General features: G+C 28.7%; 14 protein-coding genes. 8 read left to right on the forward strand and 6 right to left on the reverse strand.

Annotation, left to right across the window (positions count from 1 at the left end; translation table 11 throughout):
• Nucleotides 1–57: 57 nt before the first annotated feature.
• A complete protein-coding gene (locus H527_RS0101720; protein ID WP_027411108.1) occupies nucleotides 58–1,503 on the reverse strand; it encodes a pyridoxal phosphate-dependent decarboxylase family protein in 1,446 nt (481 codons plus the stop codon).
• Between the two features lie 120 nt (nucleotides 1,504–1,623).
• Here H527_RS0101720 and H527_RS0101725 point away from each other — a divergent pair, with 120 nt between their 5' ends.
• The gene (locus H527_RS0101725; RefSeq protein WP_027411109.1) at nucleotides 1,624–2,013 is read left to right on the forward strand and encodes a LysR family transcriptional regulator; all 390 of its coding nucleotides are present in this window, start codon (nucleotides 1,624–1,626) and stop codon (nucleotides 2,011–2,013) included.
• Between the two features lie 95 nt (nucleotides 2,014–2,108).
• The gene (locus tag H527_RS0101730; protein WP_027411110.1) at nucleotides 2,109–2,669 is read left to right on the forward strand and encodes a LysR substrate-binding domain-containing protein; all 561 of its coding nucleotides are present in this window, start codon (nucleotides 2,109–2,111) and stop codon (nucleotides 2,667–2,669) included.
• Between the two features lie 27 nt (nucleotides 2,670–2,696).
• On the opposite strand, the gene H527_RS0101735 is transcribed toward H527_RS0101730, so the two are convergent.
• On the reverse strand, nucleotides 2,697–4,019 hold the full coding sequence (locus tag H527_RS0101735; protein ID WP_027411111.1) for a dicarboxylate/amino acid:cation symporter: 1,323 nt from the start codon (nucleotides 4,017–4,019) through the stop codon (nucleotides 2,697–2,699).
• Between the two features lie 140 nt (nucleotides 4,020–4,159).
• Nucleotides 4,160–5,224, reverse strand: a complete 1,065-nt coding sequence (gene aroC / locus H527_RS0101740; RefSeq protein WP_027411112.1) for a chorismate synthase — start codon at nucleotides 5,222–5,224, stop codon at nucleotides 4,160–4,162.
• A 358-nt stretch (nucleotides 5,225–5,582) separates the two neighbouring features.
• Here aroC and H527_RS0101745 point away from each other — a divergent pair, with 358 nt between their 5' ends.
• From H527_RS0101745 to H527_RS21185, 3 genes are all read left to right on the forward strand, one after another.
• On the forward strand, nucleotides 5,583–8,579 hold the full coding sequence (locus H527_RS0101745; protein ID WP_027411113.1) for an ATP-binding protein: 2,997 nt from the start codon (nucleotides 5,583–5,585) through the stop codon (nucleotides 8,577–8,579).
• A gap of 5 nt (nucleotides 8,580–8,584) precedes the next feature.
• Nucleotides 8,585–9,577: a mechanosensitive ion channel family protein gene (locus H527_RS21180; RefSeq protein WP_035087144.1), complete on the forward strand. Its 993-nt coding sequence runs from the start codon at nucleotides 8,585–8,587 to the stop codon at nucleotides 9,575–9,577.
• 281 nt (nucleotides 9,578–9,858) lie between these two features.
• On the forward strand, nucleotides 9,859–10,713 hold the full coding sequence (locus H527_RS21185) for a UDP-2,3-diacylglucosamine diphosphatase (RefSeq protein ID WP_035087146.1): 855 nt from the start codon (nucleotides 9,859–9,861) through the stop codon (nucleotides 10,711–10,713).
• A gap of 68 nt (nucleotides 10,714–10,781) precedes the next feature.
• Here the strand turns inward: H527_RS21185 and H527_RS0101760 are convergent, their stop codons facing one another.
• Nucleotides 10,782–11,591: a tetratricopeptide repeat protein gene (locus H527_RS0101760; protein WP_027411114.1), complete on the reverse strand. Its 810-nt coding sequence runs from the start codon at nucleotides 11,589–11,591 to the stop codon at nucleotides 10,782–10,784.
• A 14-nt stretch (nucleotides 11,592–11,605) separates the two neighbouring features.
• Nucleotides 11,606–12,163: an RNA polymerase sigma factor gene (locus tag H527_RS0101765; RefSeq protein ID WP_027411115.1), complete on the reverse strand. Its 558-nt coding sequence runs from the start codon at nucleotides 12,161–12,163 to the stop codon at nucleotides 11,606–11,608.
• Between the two features lie 275 nt (nucleotides 12,164–12,438).
• Here H527_RS0101765 and H527_RS0101770 point away from each other — a divergent pair, with 275 nt between their 5' ends.
• Complete coding sequence (locus H527_RS0101770) at nucleotides 12,439–13,692, forward strand: S8 family peptidase (RefSeq protein WP_027411116.1); 1,254 nt, start codon at nucleotides 12,439–12,441, stop codon at nucleotides 13,690–13,692.
• Between the two features lie 142 nt (nucleotides 13,693–13,834).
• A complete protein-coding gene (locus H527_RS0101775; RefSeq protein ID WP_027411117.1) occupies nucleotides 13,835–16,603 on the forward strand; it encodes a CHAT domain-containing protein in 2,769 nt (922 codons plus the stop codon).
• A gap of 80 nt (nucleotides 16,604–16,683) precedes the next feature.
• Here H527_RS0101775 and H527_RS0101780 read toward each other — a convergent pair whose 3' ends face one another.
• Nucleotides 16,684–17,598 carry a hypothetical protein gene (locus H527_RS0101780; protein ID WP_155837784.1) on the reverse strand — a complete coding sequence of 305 codons (915 nt, stop codon included), beginning with the start codon at nucleotides 17,596–17,598 and terminating at the stop codon, nucleotides 16,684–16,686.
• Between the two features lie 227 nt (nucleotides 17,599–17,825).
• Between H527_RS0101780 and H527_RS0101785 the strand changes: the two genes are divergently transcribed.
• Entirely contained in the window at nucleotides 17,826–19,121 is a 1,296-nt protein-coding gene (locus H527_RS0101785; RefSeq protein WP_027411119.1) for a hypothetical protein, read from the forward strand.
• The last annotated feature ends 124 nt before the right edge of the window (nucleotides 19,122–19,245 follow it).

Raw genomic sequence — 19,245 nt, forward strand, 5'->3', positions numbered from 1 at the left:
CGAAAATATATTTTATTTTCGAGGCAAGCCTCAAAGAATTAAACCCTACAATGTGGATTAAAGTCTAATAAAATCATTTCCTATACTTTCTATTTCGTCTAATAATGCAATTAAATCTTCTTTTTGAGTTAATGGATTCATAATTGTAGTTCTTAGATAACGCTCCTCTCCTATAGTGGTTTGAACAATATAAAACTTACCTGATCTAATTAATTTTTGATGAATCTCATTATTTAATGTATTAATATTAGTATCGAAATTAGTGTATCTAAAATTAACAATATTTGCTTGTGGATCCATCGCTAGTTCAAAATAAGATCTTTGTTTGATGGTTTTTGCAAAAAACGCAGCCATATCATATAAATGATCTACATTTTTTTCAAATATTTCTTCTCCATAGGTCTTTAGAACAGCATATACTTTAATAGACATCATGGATTTTGTGCATTCAAAAGTTCGTTTTCCAGAATTATACCATTCTTGTGTGTCTTGTGAATCCCAAAGATATTGAGCTTTTTGTACAAAAGTTTGGTATGCATTTTCTGCTTTCTTAAAAATTAATGCGGTATTTAAAGAAGGAGTCATCAACATTTTATGAAAATCAATAACAACAGAGTCTGCCCGTTCAATACCATTAGTTAAATATTTATATTTTTCAGAAAACACAACTCCTCCTCCATGAGCTCCATCTACATGAAACCATACCTTATTTTGTTCTGCAAAATCAGCCAAAATATTTAAATCATCATAAGATCCGGTAGCAGTAGAACATGCACAACCAATAATTGCAATAACATGAAAACCCTGAGAAGTTGCTTTATTAAAATATTTATCTAAGACCTCTACATCTATTTTAAAATCTTTATCTACCGGAACTTTAATAATACCATCACTACCAAAACCTAAAATCCTTGCTGCTCTATCAATACAATAATGAGCCTCTTCAGAAACCATAACTGCTAATTTTTCTTGATTACCATGTTCCCAAATTGGTGATGGAGCTTTAGCTTTTCTAGCTGCCAAAAGTGCTGTAAGGTTAGCTAATGTACCTCCTGATGTTATAAACCCTGAAGCTTCATCTGTATATCCTAGTTTTTTTGCCACCAGATCAGTAACAATTTTCTCGATAGCATTAGCAGCCATACCCATTTCGTATACCCCAGTGCCATTATTAAGCAAATCAGACATAAGTCCTGCTAAGGTAGAAATCAAAGCAGGAACAGCAACTTGATGACCTATATACCTGGGATGATGTACATGTATAGAATGCTCTATAATGTTTTTAAAAACATCCATAACCCCTGAATCTGAAGAAAAATCTTGTTTCCAAAATAAAAGCTCTTCTTCTGGGTCTTTATACGGAAGTACTGGATAATCCTTGTCCTTTTGTGTTTTCTCTAAATAATCCGAAAGCAAATCAATTAATTGATGCCCCATATCTCTAAAACCGGAAGGATCATAGGCCTTTTCTAGTGTATCTAAATTTCGTATGGTATGTTGCATCTTTTCTATTTTAAAACTATAATATCTATTGTTTTACTATTTCTTATATATCAAATGTAACTATCTATATTTATAATAAAAAATGCTTAATTTTCATAGATTAATAACAAAAAGGCATTAATGAATATACAACAATTAAAAAGTGTAGTAACCTTATCTGAAAAACTAAACTTTACAAGAGCTGCAACAGAGCTAAACATTGTTCAACCAGCATTAAGCAGGCAAATTAAACAGTTAGAAATAGAGATTGGTGCTGTTATCTTCAAAAGAGATAAACGTAATGTTGAACTAATTCCTGCTGGACATTATTTTATTAAAGAAATCAAAAAATTACTTTCTGGGTTAGAAAAAACAACTAAACAAACCGCTAATATTCATAACGGGCATGTAGGAGAAATTAAAATAGGTTTTACACATTCTATTATGCAAACAATTTTACCTGATATTTTAAAAAAAATTCATTTACAAACGCCAGGTATAATACGATTTACGGATGAGAATTGCGTATAAATAATTGCAAAGGTTTTTCGCTAGATTGATGAATCAAATTAAAGAATAGCCATAGTTATTGTTTCATTTTATGAAGAAAATATAGTAGAAAAAGAATGCGATTATATGCGAGATTTTTATTAGTAAATCGTATAAAAGCAGTTTTAAAAGAAATGAATAATAGAGATCAATATTTAGCATTACAAAAAAATAAATTGGATATCTGTTTTGCTACCAACCCACTGGTGCCTTTTAACTTAAAAAACAAAGTGTTACACATCGATAATTTTGTCATATTATTGCCAGAAAATCACCCTATAAATAATAGCAATTACTCCTCTTTTTCTGTATTTGCGAATGAAGATTTTATATTTCCCTCAGTAGCAGATGGCCCTAATTATGTTCATATATTAGAATCCATATGCATGGATGCAGGTTTTACCCCAAAAATTATTCACGAAACCGATTCTGCCAGTACAAGTTTTAGACTTGTAGAAGCTGGACTGGGAATATCCATCGAGTCTATTTCTTCTTTGTCGGGACATGAATTTCCTATCAAAAATATTGAATTAAAAAATATAAAACAAAAAGCTAAATTAACTATGATGTGGAACCCAGAAAAGGAATCAGAATACCCTATATTATTTAATTTACTTAAAAAATGGAGAATTAGCTGATATCATAAGGATACTACTATATAACAGTTATGTATTATAATCGTCATCCCAATTTTTAATCTTTGGCTCTCCTAATTTATCTACTGATTTTGCTACAATCATAGCTACAGTAGCATCTCCAGTAACATTAACAGTAGTTCTTAACATATCTAAGGGTCTATCTACTGCAAAGATTAGCGCTAAACCTATTGGTAATTTATCAGAAGGAAAACCAATTGCCTCGAGTACAATAACCAACATTACCATTCCTGCTCCAGGAACAGCTGCTGATCCTATAGATGCTAACAAAGCGGTTAATACAATAGTAATTTGATTACTAAAAGTTAATCCTTCTGGCCACAATACTTGCATAATAAAAACAGAAGCTACAGCTTGATACAAACTTGTTCCATCCATATTTATAGTCGCTCCTACTGGTAATACAAAACTAGACACTTCTTTATCCACACCTATATGCTCCTCTACTCGCTCCATAGTAACCGGAAGGGTAGCTGCACTAGAGCTTGTCGAAAATGCTAACAATTGCGCAGGACTAATTTGTTTTAAGAACCATAGTGGTGATTTTTTGGTGATAATTGCTACCAAAGTACAATAAAACACAATCATTAAAACTAATCCCAAAATTACAATTCCCGCATATTTTAACAATGCTAGTAAAATATCTGGATCATCTGAGGTGACTACAACATTAGCTAATAAAGCAAAAACAGCAAACGGTGCGGTAAGCATAATTAAGTCGACCATTTTTAATACCACATCATTTAAACTATCAAAGAATTTTTTTAAAGGTTCTGATTGTGATGGTTTTATTAGTAACATACTAATTCCAAGAAAAATTGCAAAAAATATTACTTGCAACATCATTTTATTATCACTCATCGCTTTAACAGCATTTTGCGGCACCATATCTACAACAAATTGTAATGGCCCACTTTGCTTTTGCTTACCTGCTTCTGCAATACGTTCTGATATTTTAGAATTACCTGCGTACTCTGTCGTTAATTTTTCAATAGTTTCTGGAGTAATACCATCACCAGGTTTAAAAATATTAACTAATAACAACCCTATAGTTATTGCTATTACTGTAGTTAAAATATAAACCACAATAGTTCTTCCCCCTATTAATTTAAACTTTGAAATATCTTTTAAATCTGAAATACCTTTAATTAAAGATGCCAAAATTAAAGGAACTGCAATTAGCTTTAATAAATTAACAAAGATTGTCCCTAAAGGAGCAACCCAATCCCCAGTAAAATCTTTACCCCAAGAAAATGTTGTCATTATAAAACCGAATAATATACCCAATATCATTCCGATCATTATTTGCCAATGCAGTGCTATTTTTTTCATATATTTTTTTGATTTCAAGTCAAACAGGGTCGAAGATATAAATTAAAAACAAAAAAACATGATCGAGGCTACGAAATACGAAGTAAAACGCATAATTTTTTGATGTATTAATGTTTTTGAAAAACTGTATATAATTATAATTACTTCTTAATTGTTTTGTTTAACAACCAATAATCTACCAGAACTAATGCCGCCATAGCTTCAACGATAGGTACTGCTCTAGGAACGACACAAGGATCGTGTCTTCCTTTACCTTGCATGGTTACTATATTTCCTGCTTTATCTATAGTTTCTTGATCTTGCATAATAGTAGCTACAGGTTTAAAAGCAACATTAAAATAAATATCCATACCGTTAGATATTCCTCCTTGTATACCTCCGGATAAGTTTGTTTTAGTAGTACCATCTGTATTAAACAGATCATTATGTTGACTTCCTTTTAATACTGCTCCTTCAAATCCGCTTCCGTACTCAAAACCTTTTACTGCATTTATAGATAGCATAGCTTTTCCTAACTCTGCGTGTAATTTATCAAATACTGGTTCCCCTAATCCTACAGGTACTCCGGATATAGCGCAACTCACAATTCCGCCAACGGTATCTCCTTCTTTTCTAATCTGCTTAATATAGTTTTCCATTTCTATTGCCATTTCTGTATCTGGGCAACGTACTATATTACTTTCTGTTATAGAAAAATCCAATTCTGTATGATTTTTATTTAACTTTAAAGGTCCGACACCACTTACATACGCATTAATTTTTATTTCTGGCAATACTTGTTTTGCTATAGCTCCTGCTACAACTCTACTTGCAGTTTCACGCGCAGAAGAACGACCACCTCCTCTATAATCTCTTACTCCGTATTTTTGATCATATGTATAATCGGCATGAGAAGGTCGGTAAGAATCTTTGATATGAGAATAGTCATTAGATTTTTGATTTGCATTTTTTATAGCAAAACCAATAGGAGTTCCTGTAGTGACTCCCTCAAAAACACCAGAATAAAACTCTACTGTATCTGGCTCTTTACGTTGTGTAACAATAGCGGATTGACCTGGTTTACGACGATCTAGTTCTGCTTGGATTTCTTCTAAATCTAATGTGATCCCTGCGGGACACCCATCTATGATCCCTCCAATTGCTACTCCGTGTGATTCTCCAAATGTGGTTACCTTAAAAAGATTTCCAAATGTATTTCCAGCCATGAATGCATTTTTTACAAATGTAATTGTAAATCTTTAAAATATACTAGTAATAGCTCTTTAAAATCTCTGTTTTTACACTTCTATATGTCTCTTTTATGGGGATCACAAAACATCTGTTCTTTTAAGTTAGAAAATTTTTATTTTAATATTTTTTTGTGTTCTTTATAAGAAACTAGATAAAAGTATTAAGATATATTCTACTTTTATATCGTATTTTAAATTAAAAAAAAGATACTAGTATATTTACTGTATGTTAAAATTTTAGATTAACTCGTATTCCAAAATAAAGATCGTTTTTAATACTATTTTTTTGAAAATATAAATTTTATACTATAATTTGAAAAATTGAATCTTTTCTATGATTGAAACTATAGTTAAAGTGAAAACAGATGTAGAACAACTAGCAAAACAACAGTTGTATCCTGTTTTGCAAAAAAAAATTGACAAGGCTATTTATTTTCTTGAAAGTATATTTAGCTTACATAATGAATTAATTGATAATCCCGCTTTTACAAAAGAAAATAAAGAAGAAATATTAGACCTTTTAATTAGGTATAAAGAAGAATTATCTAAGCTAGTTACCAATTATTTGGAAGAACTAAGTTTAGAGAATACTACTCCTGTATTTCCTAAATATATCGAAGAATTTGAAATCTATAAAAATGAAGTAGAAAATAATATAACAATAACACAAGACAGAGATCGATATTTTGCAATTACATCAGATAAAAGATATGTAAGGGTTGGCAAAATATGTAAAAGAACTGTTTTTAATATTTCCAAAATACCACAAAAAATAGGGAATGGTTTTAGATCTGTATTTAAAAAACCTAAAAAACCAATCTTATACAGAAATCAAAATATTGATCTGCAAAATATTACATCTTATTATTATACGAGTACACTTCTACTTCATCTTAATCCAATTATAAATGATATTAATAAAGAAATCATAACAACCTTAAAGAAATACTGGGATTTTGATAAAAATGTGGATACTAATATTGTTACTTGTCTAACCAAACAAGAGACCTTTACATTGCCTATTAGTAATATATCTACTACTCTTTTAGAACCACTAAAAAGTAAGAAAAACGAGGTAATGAGTCAATTATCAGAAGCTCTTGTTAGTGTTTTTAAACAATATGAAGTAGCTGTTTCTAAAGCAGGAACTTTTGAGCTTTCTAATACTAATTTTAAAACCTCCAAAATTGTTAAAAAAGAATCTGAAGCTTTACATAATGTCCTAAAAAATAATTTAAAATGGAATACTACTTTTACTATTTTAAAAGATGATTGGGATATTGATATAGAAGTTTATACGATCGTTTTAAAAACACATTTAGCATACAGTCAATTACATAAAAAAGTATCTAATCGGGGAATCAAAATTGCTGAGGAATTAAACACAATTAGTGAATATGAATTAGCTGCATATCAAGCTATAGATACTATACAAGATCAAAAAAAGTTAAAACCTGTAATTTTAAAAGAAATTGAAGGTCTTAAAACACATTTTAAAAATAAAATTATACCCCAAGCTACTCAGGCTATTACGAATCTAGAATTAACTTCAGTAATTAATGAATTTGAAAACTCACAACAATATCTATTAGCTAATGTTTCTAATAAAAGAACTATTTCTGATAACGTAGATTTTCTAAAACCAACTTCTAATTCTGCTATAAGCTATATTTCGCCTTTCGAATTGATAAATTATGAAAGCTGGCCGATTTTTTTTAAAAATATAAATAATACCAAAGTAGAAATGTCTTCTACATTAAATATGGTATTGCAAACCCTTAATGAATTAGGGCAGATTGCAGAATTTAATTTAGAATCTTCCTTAGAACTTTTGGATAGTAAAGATCCAGAAAATGATTCAAAAACAATTGCCCTGCAAGGTTTACAAAGAAGTCTTGATAAAATTAAAGAAGTGAAAGAATCTACTTTATCTTTTGATAATCAATTAAACAATCTGCTTTTTAACAGTTTAGATAAGTTCACTAAAAATCTAATTAGTTTTACCGAGAATGAAAACATCTTTGATATAAAGCTAATCATAGCTAAAGCCAAATCGGTTGAAAAAAGTAAAGCTTTAAGAAAAAAAATTAAAAACAACATAGTTTATGCTATACCAATAGCAGTTTCTTTCATTAAGATAAATTTTAAAAAGATAAAAGATCTTGTTATAGGAATATTAACTCGATCTGGAGTATTAAAAACTACAGGAGTTAACACAGGAGAGGTATCTGATTTTCTTATCGAAACAGAAAAAACAGTAGATTTATTGCCATTTGTTTACCAAAGATTATTTCGATCAGAAACGCTTTATGATGAAAATTTATTTGTTGGAAATACTAATAAAACCGACATCTTATTTCTAAGCTATACTATTTGGAAAAAAAATCGTTTTGCAGCAGTAATGATTGTAGGTGAAAAAGGTTCAGGAAAAACAAGCTTACTTCGTCATTTTCTTGAAAAAAACAATACGATATCTCGAACCAATATTATTACTCTACAAGACACTATATATGATCCAGAAGCTCTTTTTGATGTAATGAACACATTTTTCTCTGAAAAATTAAATAATCTGGAAGATTGGGTAACATTTTTAAATTCTAAAAAGAAGCAAGTTATCGTTCTCGAAGATATTCAACATCTATATTTTAGAAAAATTAATGGCTTTAAAGCATTGCAAGTTTTATCTGAACTGATAATCCGTACACATGATTCTGTATTCTGGATTTGTACATGTTCTAAATATACTTATCAATACCTCGATAAATCTATTGGTTTATCTGAACAGTTTTCGCAAATTATCCATATAGATGACACTACTAATGATATGATGACAGAGGCGATCATGAAAAGACATAAAGTAAGTGGGTACAACCTTTATTTTGAAGAACCTCCAAAAGAGTTTCTAAATAAAAAATACGACAAAGCAACAAATTCAGAAAAACAAAACATACTGCAACTAGAGTATTATAAAGATCTAAATAAGATAGCAAAAAGTAATTTTAAAATTGCTTTTATGTACTGGTTACGTTCTGTAATTAAAGTTTCTGGTAGTACTATTCACATGCGCTCCTTAAAAACAATTGACTTATCTTTTGTAGAAAAATTATCTACCGCAAAAATATTTATCTTAAATAGTATCCTCCTTCATGAAAAATTAAAAATAGAGCATATTTACCAAATTTCAAGTTTAGATAGTGTACAAACAAAAAGGGTTGTAAGCTCCTTATTAGAGCATGGTTTTCTTGTGATTAATAAGGATTATTATTCTATAAATACTCTGTTATACAGACAAGCAGTTATTATGTTAAAAAACAAAAATTTCATACATTAATTCCTATGAAAAATAAATTTTTAGTTATATGTATATTACTTTTTTCTTGTTGTGTTTTTTCGCAACAAGATACTGTTTTAACTAAAAAAACAGAGATTCCAATTATTACTAAGACAAAAGATAGTATTGTCCTAGAATCATCAAAATCTACATCCGACTCTATAACAAATAGTTTAAAAAACACAGAGAAAAGTATTGCAAAAGAATTAACTCCTCCTCCAATATGGGAGTTTTTTTCTGTAGGAAAAATAGTCTGGTCTTTAATATTTATATTTTTAGGCTATTTTTTAATAAAATTTATTGTTTCTGCACTCGAACGTTTCTCTGAAAAATCTGCAAATCATAGAATTACAATAAAGGGATTGATCCCTATTGTCAAAATTTTTGGTTGGATCTTTATTTTCATATTAATTATTATGGGAATTTTTAGACCTCCAGCTGCTACACTAATTGCTGTATCCGCTTCTTTAGGAATCGCTATAGGATTTGCAGCACAAGATATTCTCAAAAATATTTTTGGAGGTGTAATGATATTACTAGACAGACCATTTCAAGTAGGTGACAAGATTGAAACTGGTAGCTATTATGGAGAAGTGGTCGAAATCGGTCTTCGATCCATACGAATTGTCACCCCAGATGATTCTCTTGTTAGTATTCCTAACGGAGAACTTATGAATAAGTCAGTATCTAACTCTAATAATGGTGAGGCTAACTGCCAAGTAGTTGCAGAAATATATTTACCAATTACCATAGACACTTATAAAATAAGGCAAGTAGCTATTGAAGCAGCACAAGTTTCAAAATATATCTACTTAAACAAACCAATCACTGTTCTTTTTTTTAATGAAGTTAAAGAAAGGCGTTCTTATCTAAAAATGAGACTAAAAGCCTATGTAGTGGATATTAGATATGAATTTGTTTTTAAAAGTGATCTGACCGAGATTGTGATCCAACAATTATTAATAGAAAACCTTGTTGATCCAAAAGATCTTAATTAAACTGTAATACCTATTTAACTTTGAAACCGCATATATAAATCCTTTCTTTTTTCCTTTTTCTTCGTGAAAAAAGAAACACAGAGGTATATAACTAAAAGTATTAAAAAAAGTAACTTTTTAATAATCTAAATGGTACAAATAAGAATCAGATACACATTACACTTATTTACATTAAATTAATACTGTAGTTTTTTCATAAACACTTCTTAACAATAAACTTATACTGTAATAATCTATGATTTATAATCCATTGCTTTATTTGTATAACCATTGTGTGTTGTATGAAAAAACGTACTGTAGAACTTGTTGTAATTTCTGATATCCATCTTGGTACTTATGGATGTCATGCCAAAGAGCTTCTTAATTATTTAAATAGTATCAAACCAAAAACCCTTATTCTTAATGGAGATATTATAGATATTTGGCAATTTAGAAAGCGTTATTTTCCTAAATCTCATCTTAAGGTTATTAAAAAAATTATTTCGTTTGCCTCTAAGGGTACAGAAGTTATTTATATAACAGGCAATCATGATGAAATGCTTCGTAAGTTTAGTGATGCCGAAATGGGTAACTTTAAACTAGTAGATAAACTTGTTTTAGAATTAGACGGCAAAAAAGCATGGTTTTTTCATGGAGATATTTTTGATGCCTCTATCCAAAATGCAAAGTGGTTAGCAAAATTAGGAGGTTGGGGGTATGATATGCTCATACTTTTTAACCAGGCTATCAATTGGATCTTAGTTCGTATGGGAAAAGAAAAATTCTCTCTTTCTAAAAAAATCAAAAACAGCGTTAAAAAAGCTGTAAAGTATATTAATGATTTTGAAGATGTTGCTTCAGAATTAGCGGTTAAAAACAATTATAATTATGTAGTTTGCGGTCATATTCATCAACCACAAATGCGAGAATACACCGATAAAAACGGTTCTTGTTATTATTTAAATTCTGGAGATTGGATAGAGAATTTAACGTCATTAGAATACCATGAAAAAGAATGGAAATTGGTGCATTATGAAAGGGAATCTATGGAAGCTTTTTCAGAATCTATGGAAGAAGATTCTGAAAACATAAATATCGATCCAAAAGCACTACAAGCCTCTTTTATAATGAATCAAATAATTACAACGATTAAGTAAATTTTTTACCTATACCTACTAAAAAAAACTTATAAAAACAACTCTTTTTTATACTTAATAAAGAAAAATCAATCCAATTTTTCTAAAAGTTCTTTAGCTTTTAGAAAGTTAAAATTTTTCTTATTTTGAAGAATTAAATGCAACGTATCTCTCGCTTTTTGTTCTTTTCCCATTTTTAAATATACCAAAGCAGTGTACCAATACCCTTTAGAGCTATCCAACGAATCACTTTTTAAAAGCATATTGAATGTTTGTAACGATTTTTGATACTCCCCTATCTCAAGATACGATACTCCCAAATAAGATAAGATATAAGGAGTGAAATCTGAAGTATTCAAACTATTAGAAAACACATAAATTGCTTCTTTATATTTTTTATCAAAAAATAATTGTTCTCCTTTAGCGAGGTTATCTTGCACATTTCCTTGTGTTGTTAAGGAAGGTAGTTCACTCCAATCACTATATTCCATATATAACGAATCTGTTATTTGAGATGCATTAAAATATTGTACCATTACCACGATACAAATTACAGATGCTATAGCACAGCAATAATAAATCCATTTTTTACTTTGGTTTAAAGGTTTTTTTTCAAAATAAATATTCCCTGCTTCTTTTATACTTTTTATAGTTTTAGAATATTCTTCACTTCTTCTTAAATTTTTAATTTCAACTATCTCTTTATCATTCTTTTTATTCTTTCTTAAAATCCATTCGTTTTCATTTAAAGCATATTTTAAAGCTTTATGAATTTCTACTTCCTTTTGTAACTCTGCATTAGATAAAAGGCTAGACTCAAATACTTCTTTATCAATAACACTCATATTACCAGATAAATACGCTTCAATTTTCTGGTATACACTATCATCAAATTCCATTGCAGTATTTTATATTAGTAAAATCGATTATCTGATTTTATCATTTTAATTAACTTATTTTTACATTTAAATATTCTTTGCCTAGCTGTATTGATAGTTGCATAAGATAGTTCCTTAATAATTTCCTCATAAGGAACATCATTAAAAAAAAGTGCTAAAATCTCTTTACAATTATCCGATAGCAGTGCAAATTTTTCTTGATACAATTCTAATTGTTCTTGCTCTAACATAAATAACGCAAAATCGGTATCTTTATCTACTAGTGTGGTAAAACCATCTTTTATTACCCGCTTTTTTTGTCTTTCTAACTCTCTTCTCCACATATTTTTACAAATTGTAAACATATAAGCTTCAAAACAATCGATATTAAGTTTTCTTTCTTTAATTCCTATAACAATATATAATAATGATTCTTGAAAAATATCTTTTGCCTGCTCGTGAGTGCCTTTATTTTGTAAGATAAATCGTAGCGCTTTTGGAAAAAATCTTTCATAAATTTCAACAATAACAACACTATCACTTTTTAAGAGTCCTTCAATAAACCTATTTTTTACATTTATAATATTCTTCATGAAGTTAACCTCTTTGGTTTTCTTTTTTTATATGGATGTGGGTTAATATCAATCTTAAATGTCTATTTTAAAACATTTTATCTAATTTGAATTTTTATAACCCACAATTTATAGTTAAAAAGTAAATGATGCTCTAATCAAAATAATATAAATCAGTGATCCTAAAAAAACTAAAGATTAAACCAACATTACTTTTAATTTAGTTAAAATATATGGGTAATAAATTTATTTTTTATACACCATAAGATAAAAGTAACATTTAAAATACAAATGAAATGAAATGTTTAAAACCTTTATTTGCTTCACTAATACTATATTTTTTCATTTTTGGTTGCGCCCCCGAAGATTTAGATAAACCTATAACAAACCATAATTCTAATAAAAATAATGCTGTTAATCTACCTGTTAAATCTACAAATGAATTAATTATAGAATATAAACATGGTATGAATAATAGCATGAAAAATAATTTAAGAAGAAAATATAATGTGAAACGTTTTGAAAAATGTGATTGTATTAACGATAGAATAGAAAAATGGGAGTTTGATCCAAATGTAGATATTGAAGGAAGAAATGATCAAATTACTCAGGAAGGTGGTGTAGAAGGAACAGATTATCAATTTTTTTATGCTAATGAAAATATATCACCAACAACTTTATCAACTATTACCTCTAGTCATAGTAACGAATTAATTACCTCTTTTTTAAAACCTAATTCTACGCTAACAATAGCTGTTCTTGACACAGGTATAAATTTAAATAAACTACCACATAGAGATCCGTTTTTATATACCTTAACATCTAATGAAATACTTTGTAAAGAAAATGAAGCAGGAGAAGAAATATCTGGATGGGATTTTATAAACAGCGATAATGATATATATGATGATAATGGGCACGGAACTATTGTAAGTAGTATCATTAAGTCTAAATTAGATAATGAAAACATTACTAATTACCAGATATTACCCGTTAAGGTATTTAATCATTTAGGAAAAACATCTACTTTTAAACTATTATGTGGTTATTTATATACGGTAAACAAACCCTCTGTTTCTATAATTAATATGAGTTTTGGATGGTATAGCGCACCTAGTAGATTATTATATAAATTCATTTCTGAAAACCCTGATATTCTTCACATATCTTCTTCTGGTAACGATAATCATGATAACGATTCCGTTGCTCATTATCCTTCATCATACGATAATAATAACGTTCTTGCCATTGGTAGTTTTAGTATTCGAAACAGATCAGAAATAGTAAAATCTACTTTTTCTAATTATGGTAATACTAGTGTAGATTTTTTATCGGTAGGGGATCAAGTATCTTTTTATGATAATACAGGAACACATTATCTGGTTTCAGGAACTTCGTATGCTGCTCCTTTAGTAGCTGCAAAATCTGCTATACATTATCTATCTGGATATACAACACCCGTAGAGATTACCAATCAATTACGAATTAACGGAACCTCATTAATTTCTGGATCAATGCCTACTTATTACGGAGATAGGATTATTGAATAAAATAAATCTTACTTAAATATTAATTGTATAGTAAGCATCTTTATTTTTTTTAACAAAAAAGATTCCTATTTTAGAGGAGTCTGTCTAAAAGTCAAAACTATATACACTTGTTTTTTAGACAGGCTCATTCTAACTCAATTATATGAGATTTCACTACTCTTTTATTATATATTTATGTATTGTATCTTCTATATATGCGCAAAACACTAAAGATTCTTTCTTAAAGATTGAATATAACAAGTTGGAAAATTCAACTTTAGAATATGATTGTAAAGTTGAAAAAATTCAGCGCCTTTTAGAAAGTGAAAAAAACAGAAACAATCCAATAACCATAAGTTATTTATATAATGAATTTGGGAAATTTAATTTTAGAAATAAAGATTATAAAAATGCAATACAAAACACTCAAAAAGCATTACAAATTCAAAAAAAATTTATAGATACTATTCCTTTTGCTGTTAATAAAAGTTATAATAATCTTGCGTATATGTATCTCTATTCTGGAAACAGAACAGAAGCTTTAAAAACTTTTAAAACCTTAATTAAACAATCTTATAAAGATAGGTATACTATTATGGCATATACTATTGGTCTTAATAATCTTTATATCGAACAAGGAGATTATTATAAGGCAATAAACTATCTTAACGAAGCAGAAAATAGTATTAAACAGTCTAATGACTCTATCCTAAATAAAGAAAAATACCGTGTTTATTTAAGTTTTTCACGTGTTTTTTCTGAAACTATGAAAAAGGAACATTATGCAAAAGCCATCGAATATTTAAAAAAAACAGAAGAGAGCATCTTACATCTGCCCGAAAAATTTAAAACAAAAAATCAGATCATAATTTATGCAAGATATGGCTATATATATGATAAAATAAAACAATACAAAAAAGCAATTGATTATTACAAAAAGGCTCTAACATTAAGTTTACATACAACTCCCAAAAGCAAACACGATATTGCTACCACATATAATGCCTTAGGATACATTAATGCTAAACTTGGTAAAGATCTTTTAGCATTTGAAAATTACCAAAATGCCAAACAATATGATTCCTTACGAACTGCAATCTATGATAATCTAGGAGACTATTATTTAAAAAAACAAGACCATGAAAATGCTCTTAAAAATTATCAGAAAGCAATATTTTATGGTATAGATCAATACAATAATTTTGATTTAAAAAAACTTCCCTCCATAGAAAAATTGACGCAGTCTTATAATAAAGTTAATTTAGTAAATGATCTAAAGGACAAATCAAATGCTTGGTTAAATTTCTTTTTAAAAACGAATAATAAAGAATATCTTAAAAATGCATTAGAGACTATTACTCTGGCAGATAAATTAATAGATATTATTAGATTAGAAAGTACCGAGCAGCAGTCTAAATATTTTTGGAGAGAAAAAGGCATCGATCTATATATGCTCGCTACCTCTATTTGTTATGAATTACAGGATGTAAAAAAAGCTTTTTTCTTTATGGAAAAAAGCAAATCTTTATCCTTACTAGAAAATTTAACTCATGAAGAAGCAAAAAAAAGAGGTGAACTTCCTGAATATCTTCAAGAAAAAGAATACAGCTTAAAACATAAAATACACGAAACTAAAGAATTACAAAAAACAGACTCCCTACTCTCTGAGCTAGAAAAACAATCTTTACTATTCAAACATAAAAAAGAATACGAAAACTTTATTAGTTCTTTGGAAAAAGAATATCCAGAATATTTTCAATATAAAAAAGAAATAGCCATTTCTTTATTTAATGAAAGTTATTCTAAAATTACATCTTCTTCTACCGATTTGATACAATATATTATTACAGAAAATGAAGGATATGGTATTTATTTAAATAAAGAAGGTACTCATTTTTTTAAGATACCAAACATAAAACAGTTACTTAATGAAATTAGATCTATTCATAAATTTAGTACTAAACCACTTAGTACACAACTACAATTAGATACTTTTAGCAAAACATCCAATTCCATTTACAAAAAATTATTTCCTTTCGACACTACTTCTATCCTATTGAAAAACAATAAATTACTAGTAATTCCAGATTATATATTGCAAAATTTTCCGTTTGAAATCTTACTTACATCTCCTGTTTTAAAAGAGAACAAAATACCCTATTTAATATATTCTACAGAGATAAGTTATGCATACTCAATGTCTTTATTAAAAAAAATAGAGCAAAAAAAAAGAAATCCCACATCTAATTTACTAGCATTCGCACCTATACACTTTCAAAAACATAAGTTAACTAGCTTGAATAGAAGCGAATATAAAATGACAAAAATACAAAAACTATTTCCTGGAGAAATATTATATCAAGATCAGGCTATAAAATCTAATTTTGTTAATAATGCTAATAGATATAATATCATACATTTATCTACTCATGCAAACTCTACTAATAATCAGGAGCCTTGGATAGCTTTTTATGATAAAAAAATCACTTTAAACGAATTATATTTTATTAAAAACCAGGCAGATTTAATAGTTTTAGACGCATGCGAAACCAGCATTGGGGATATACAACCAGGTGAAGGTGTTATGAGCTTATCTCGTGGTTTTTTTCAATCTGGATCTAAAAGTGTAGTTTCTTCCTTATGGAATACCAATGAAAAATCAAGCTCAGAAATTATTCTTGATTTTTACAAAAACCTAAAAAAAGGAAAAACAAAATCAGAAGCATTAAGACAAGCTAAACTTCGTTATCTAAAAGAACATCAATTATCTGAAAACTCCCCATATTTTTGGGCTCCATTAATTTTAACCGGTAGTACGGAAAACCTAATAGCCTCTGCAAACAATAGTAATCATAATTATCTTTACTGGAGCATGTTATTACTTATTACTTTGGTAATTGGTAGTAGTATTTGGTATTATTACAGATCCTAATATATTTTTATAATTACCATTCTAAGCCTTTATTAAACTTAAGACTTAGAATGGTAAAAAATTACTACTTCAAACTATAATTAGTCACACCACCAACATCCTAAATCAATAAATGCCCAAAAGAAATCAAATGAGCTAAACCCTCCAAATTCATTACCACACCAATGAATTCTTTGTAAACTTATGGGTTTTCCATCATTTAAAACCCCTTCAAATACAGACACAGGTTCGTTATTGTATTTATGCCAAACATAAACCCGTTTATTATTAACTAAATGCTCTGTATAAGCTATTCCTGTAAATTTAGCCTCGACAATTTGATATCTCTTTAGATCATTTTTAGTAATATTCAAATCTTCTAAAAAGGATTCTAACGTTACTTTACCCCCAACTGGATAATCTTTAGTATGTATAGTGCCATAATCTTCATGATAATCTAAAGTAATTTCTTTTCCTCTAAAAGGAACTTTTACTTCTCCATGTTCAAAATTACTTCTATCTACTTTGTATACTCCTGCGGGAATAATAATTTCATCCATTCCTAAATGTATAGACAGTTTTTTTCTTAGTACTACATCTTCTTTTAATATAAAATCAGGCTCTTCTAAACTTCTTGAAAACACCATGTGCAATTGATCTCTTTCTACACGAAATGCAATTACTCCATTATCTTTATCCTCATTACCATCCATCAATACCTTAAATGCTTTATGTAATTGCTCTGCAGAACTTATTACTCCTCCATTATTAAAAACAGATCCCCATCCTATAACAATATCGCCATCTCCATCTTTAAAACAGACACCAGGACCAGTAGCACAAGTGCCATGGCTAAATCGCCAATCCATAGATAAAGTCCATGGTGCCATATGTACTCCAGAGTGTTTATTATCTATATTTTGTTTTTGAATCAAAACTGTTTCTTCTTCTTTAGAGCAAGCAAATACTATACTTAAAAAGAATAAAAGCATTAATTTTATTAAATGATTTTTCATGATTTTTGGTTTTAATTGTACCCTACTCTTTTATATAGGTTTTTCGGGATTCACCTTTTTAAAATAGATCGATCTATACCTAAGTGTGTAAAATCAAAATTCATTACCCACAAAAGAAAATAATTTTTATGGGTAATGAATTTTATGAATCTGCACTTTACTACGATCGATCATTAGAAACCTCAGAAAAACTCTGAGGATATTATTTACTCTTAAAAACATTTAGCATGAAATCAAATCAAAACATTAGTTTATGGAAACTAAGAACACAATCTCTAAAATCCATACCCGCTATTTTCTTTATTGCCCTAGTTTTCACAATATCTAGCTGTGAAAAAGAAGAAATCACTAACGAGGATCTAAAAGAAATAAACTTTAAAAACGTTAGTAATTACACACTTGATAACATTCCTATTATAAAAAATAATCAGGATATCAATATCTTAATGCAAAACCAAGAAGATAAAGATGAAGAAAAGCTAAACAAATATCTATATGAAATAGCTCTAGCTACACGAGATTTAATAAAAGACGATAATTTTAATAAAACCATCATACAGATGGCAAAAGAGTCTGGAATAGAAATAGCATTTTTGTTAGATTTAGAAAAAATTGCACCTCGATACTTTGATATAATTAATAAAAATCTAAAACGTAATGGATTATCCTTGCAAAGTATTGCAAATGACATGACCCATACTCCTATTTCTTCAAATCCTGAATATCCAGAAACCGCCGAAATAGAAAAATATGTGCCTGGTATTTTTATTCCTAATCTGGATCAAATAGATAGTAACAAACAACCCATAATATCTGCAAATACTGAAACAGATTGTACTAATAATGAGCAAATAGAAGATTTTATTGTATCCTGGTACTTTACAAATAGTGGAGAATTAAAAGAGATTATCCTAGGTGAAGAAACATCTCTTAAAACATCTAATCCATTATTTTTAATAGATCATGCAGTCAAATTTAAAAGACAAAAAATAACCAATAATGTTTTAGAAGAAAATACTCCAGATACAAAACAAAACAAAAGTGTAGCCCATACCAAATCATTATCTTACAAAATTAAAACAGGATATCGTTATGAAAATTCAGGTAAATCTGAATATTGGATCGATGCACGTAGAATCAGAAGTGATGGTGCTGCATGGATGTTTTATAGCTCCGTTCCTGGAGGAAAAAGATTAGTAAAAGTCCCGAAAAATCAAATTAACACGACAGTATATTCTTCAAAAATTCATGCACCTCAATTCTGGCTACCATACTCTTATAATAAATTTTATTGGAATACCTATGAGAGAGATTGGAATAGAAGTAGTAAATCACTAGGATCTGCCACTAATTGGGGTACTACAATAACTTTAGAAGGGCGAAGACGATATTCTGGAGATTGGTATGCATGGATCCCTAGCACTGTTAATATTCATAATACTCCTTTTGAGTGGTACGGATGGGAAACTTGCGTAAACTTTACCAGTTGGAAAGCAGAATATCAAGTATGTAAAATTGAATAATATATAGTGACCTTATTATGATAAACTGATAAAATAGTTACAGATCATATTAATTTAATAAGTTAAAAAGAGGGGTGTAATTTACTTAGATTACATCCCTTTTACTTCCTTTTTAATTTCAAGC

This window comes from Aquimarina muelleri DSM 19832 (genome assembly GCF_000430665.1).
GTDB classification, from domain to species: Bacteria; Bacteroidota; Bacteroidia; order Flavobacteriales; family Flavobacteriaceae; genus Aquimarina; species Aquimarina muelleri.

Bases quoted from the DNA above. Each gene is read 5' to 3' on its own strand.
- H527_RS0101720 (WP_027411108.1), bottom strand. From the start codon at position 1,503: ATGCAACATACCATACGAAATTTAGATACACTAGAAAAGGCCTATGAT.
- H527_RS0101725 (WP_027411109.1), top strand. From the start codon at position 1,624: ATGAATATACAACAATTAAAAAGTGTAGTAACCTTATCTGAAAAACTA.
- H527_RS0101730 (WP_027411110.1), top strand. From the start codon at position 2,109: ATGCGATTATATGCGAGATTTTTATTAGTAAATCGTATAAAAGCAGTT.
- H527_RS0101735 (WP_027411111.1), bottom strand. From the start codon at position 4,019: ATGAAAAAAATAGCACTGCATTGGCAAATAATGATCGGAATGATATTG.
- aroC (WP_027411112.1), bottom strand. From the start codon at position 5,224: ATGGCTGGAAATACATTTGGAAATCTTTTTAAGGTAACCACATTTGGA.
- H527_RS0101745 (WP_027411113.1), top strand. From the start codon at position 5,583: ATGATTGAAACTATAGTTAAAGTGAAAACAGATGTAGAACAACTAGCA.
- H527_RS21180 (WP_035087144.1), top strand. From the start codon at position 8,585: ATGAAAAATAAATTTTTAGTTATATGTATATTACTTTTTTCTTGTTGT.
- H527_RS21185 (WP_035087146.1), top strand. From the start codon at position 9,859: ATGAAAAAACGTACTGTAGAACTTGTTGTAATTTCTGATATCCATCTT.
- H527_RS0101760 (WP_027411114.1), bottom strand. From the start codon at position 11,591: ATGGAATTTGATGATAGTGTATACCAGAAAATTGAAGCGTATTTATCT.
- H527_RS0101765 (WP_027411115.1), bottom strand. From the start codon at position 12,163: ATGAAGAATATTATAAATGTAAAAAATAGGTTTATTGAAGGACTCTTA.
- H527_RS0101770 (WP_027411116.1), top strand. From the start codon at position 12,439: ATGAAATGTTTAAAACCTTTATTTGCTTCACTAATACTATATTTTTTC.
- H527_RS0101775 (WP_027411117.1), top strand. From the start codon at position 13,835: ATGAGATTTCACTACTCTTTTATTATATATTTATGTATTGTATCTTCT.
- H527_RS0101780 (WP_155837784.1), bottom strand. From the start codon at position 17,598: ATGAAAAATCATTTAATAAAATTAATGCTTTTATTCTTTTTAAGTATA.
- H527_RS0101785 (WP_027411119.1), top strand. From the start codon at position 17,826: ATGAAATCAAATCAAAACATTAGTTTATGGAAACTAAGAACACAATCT.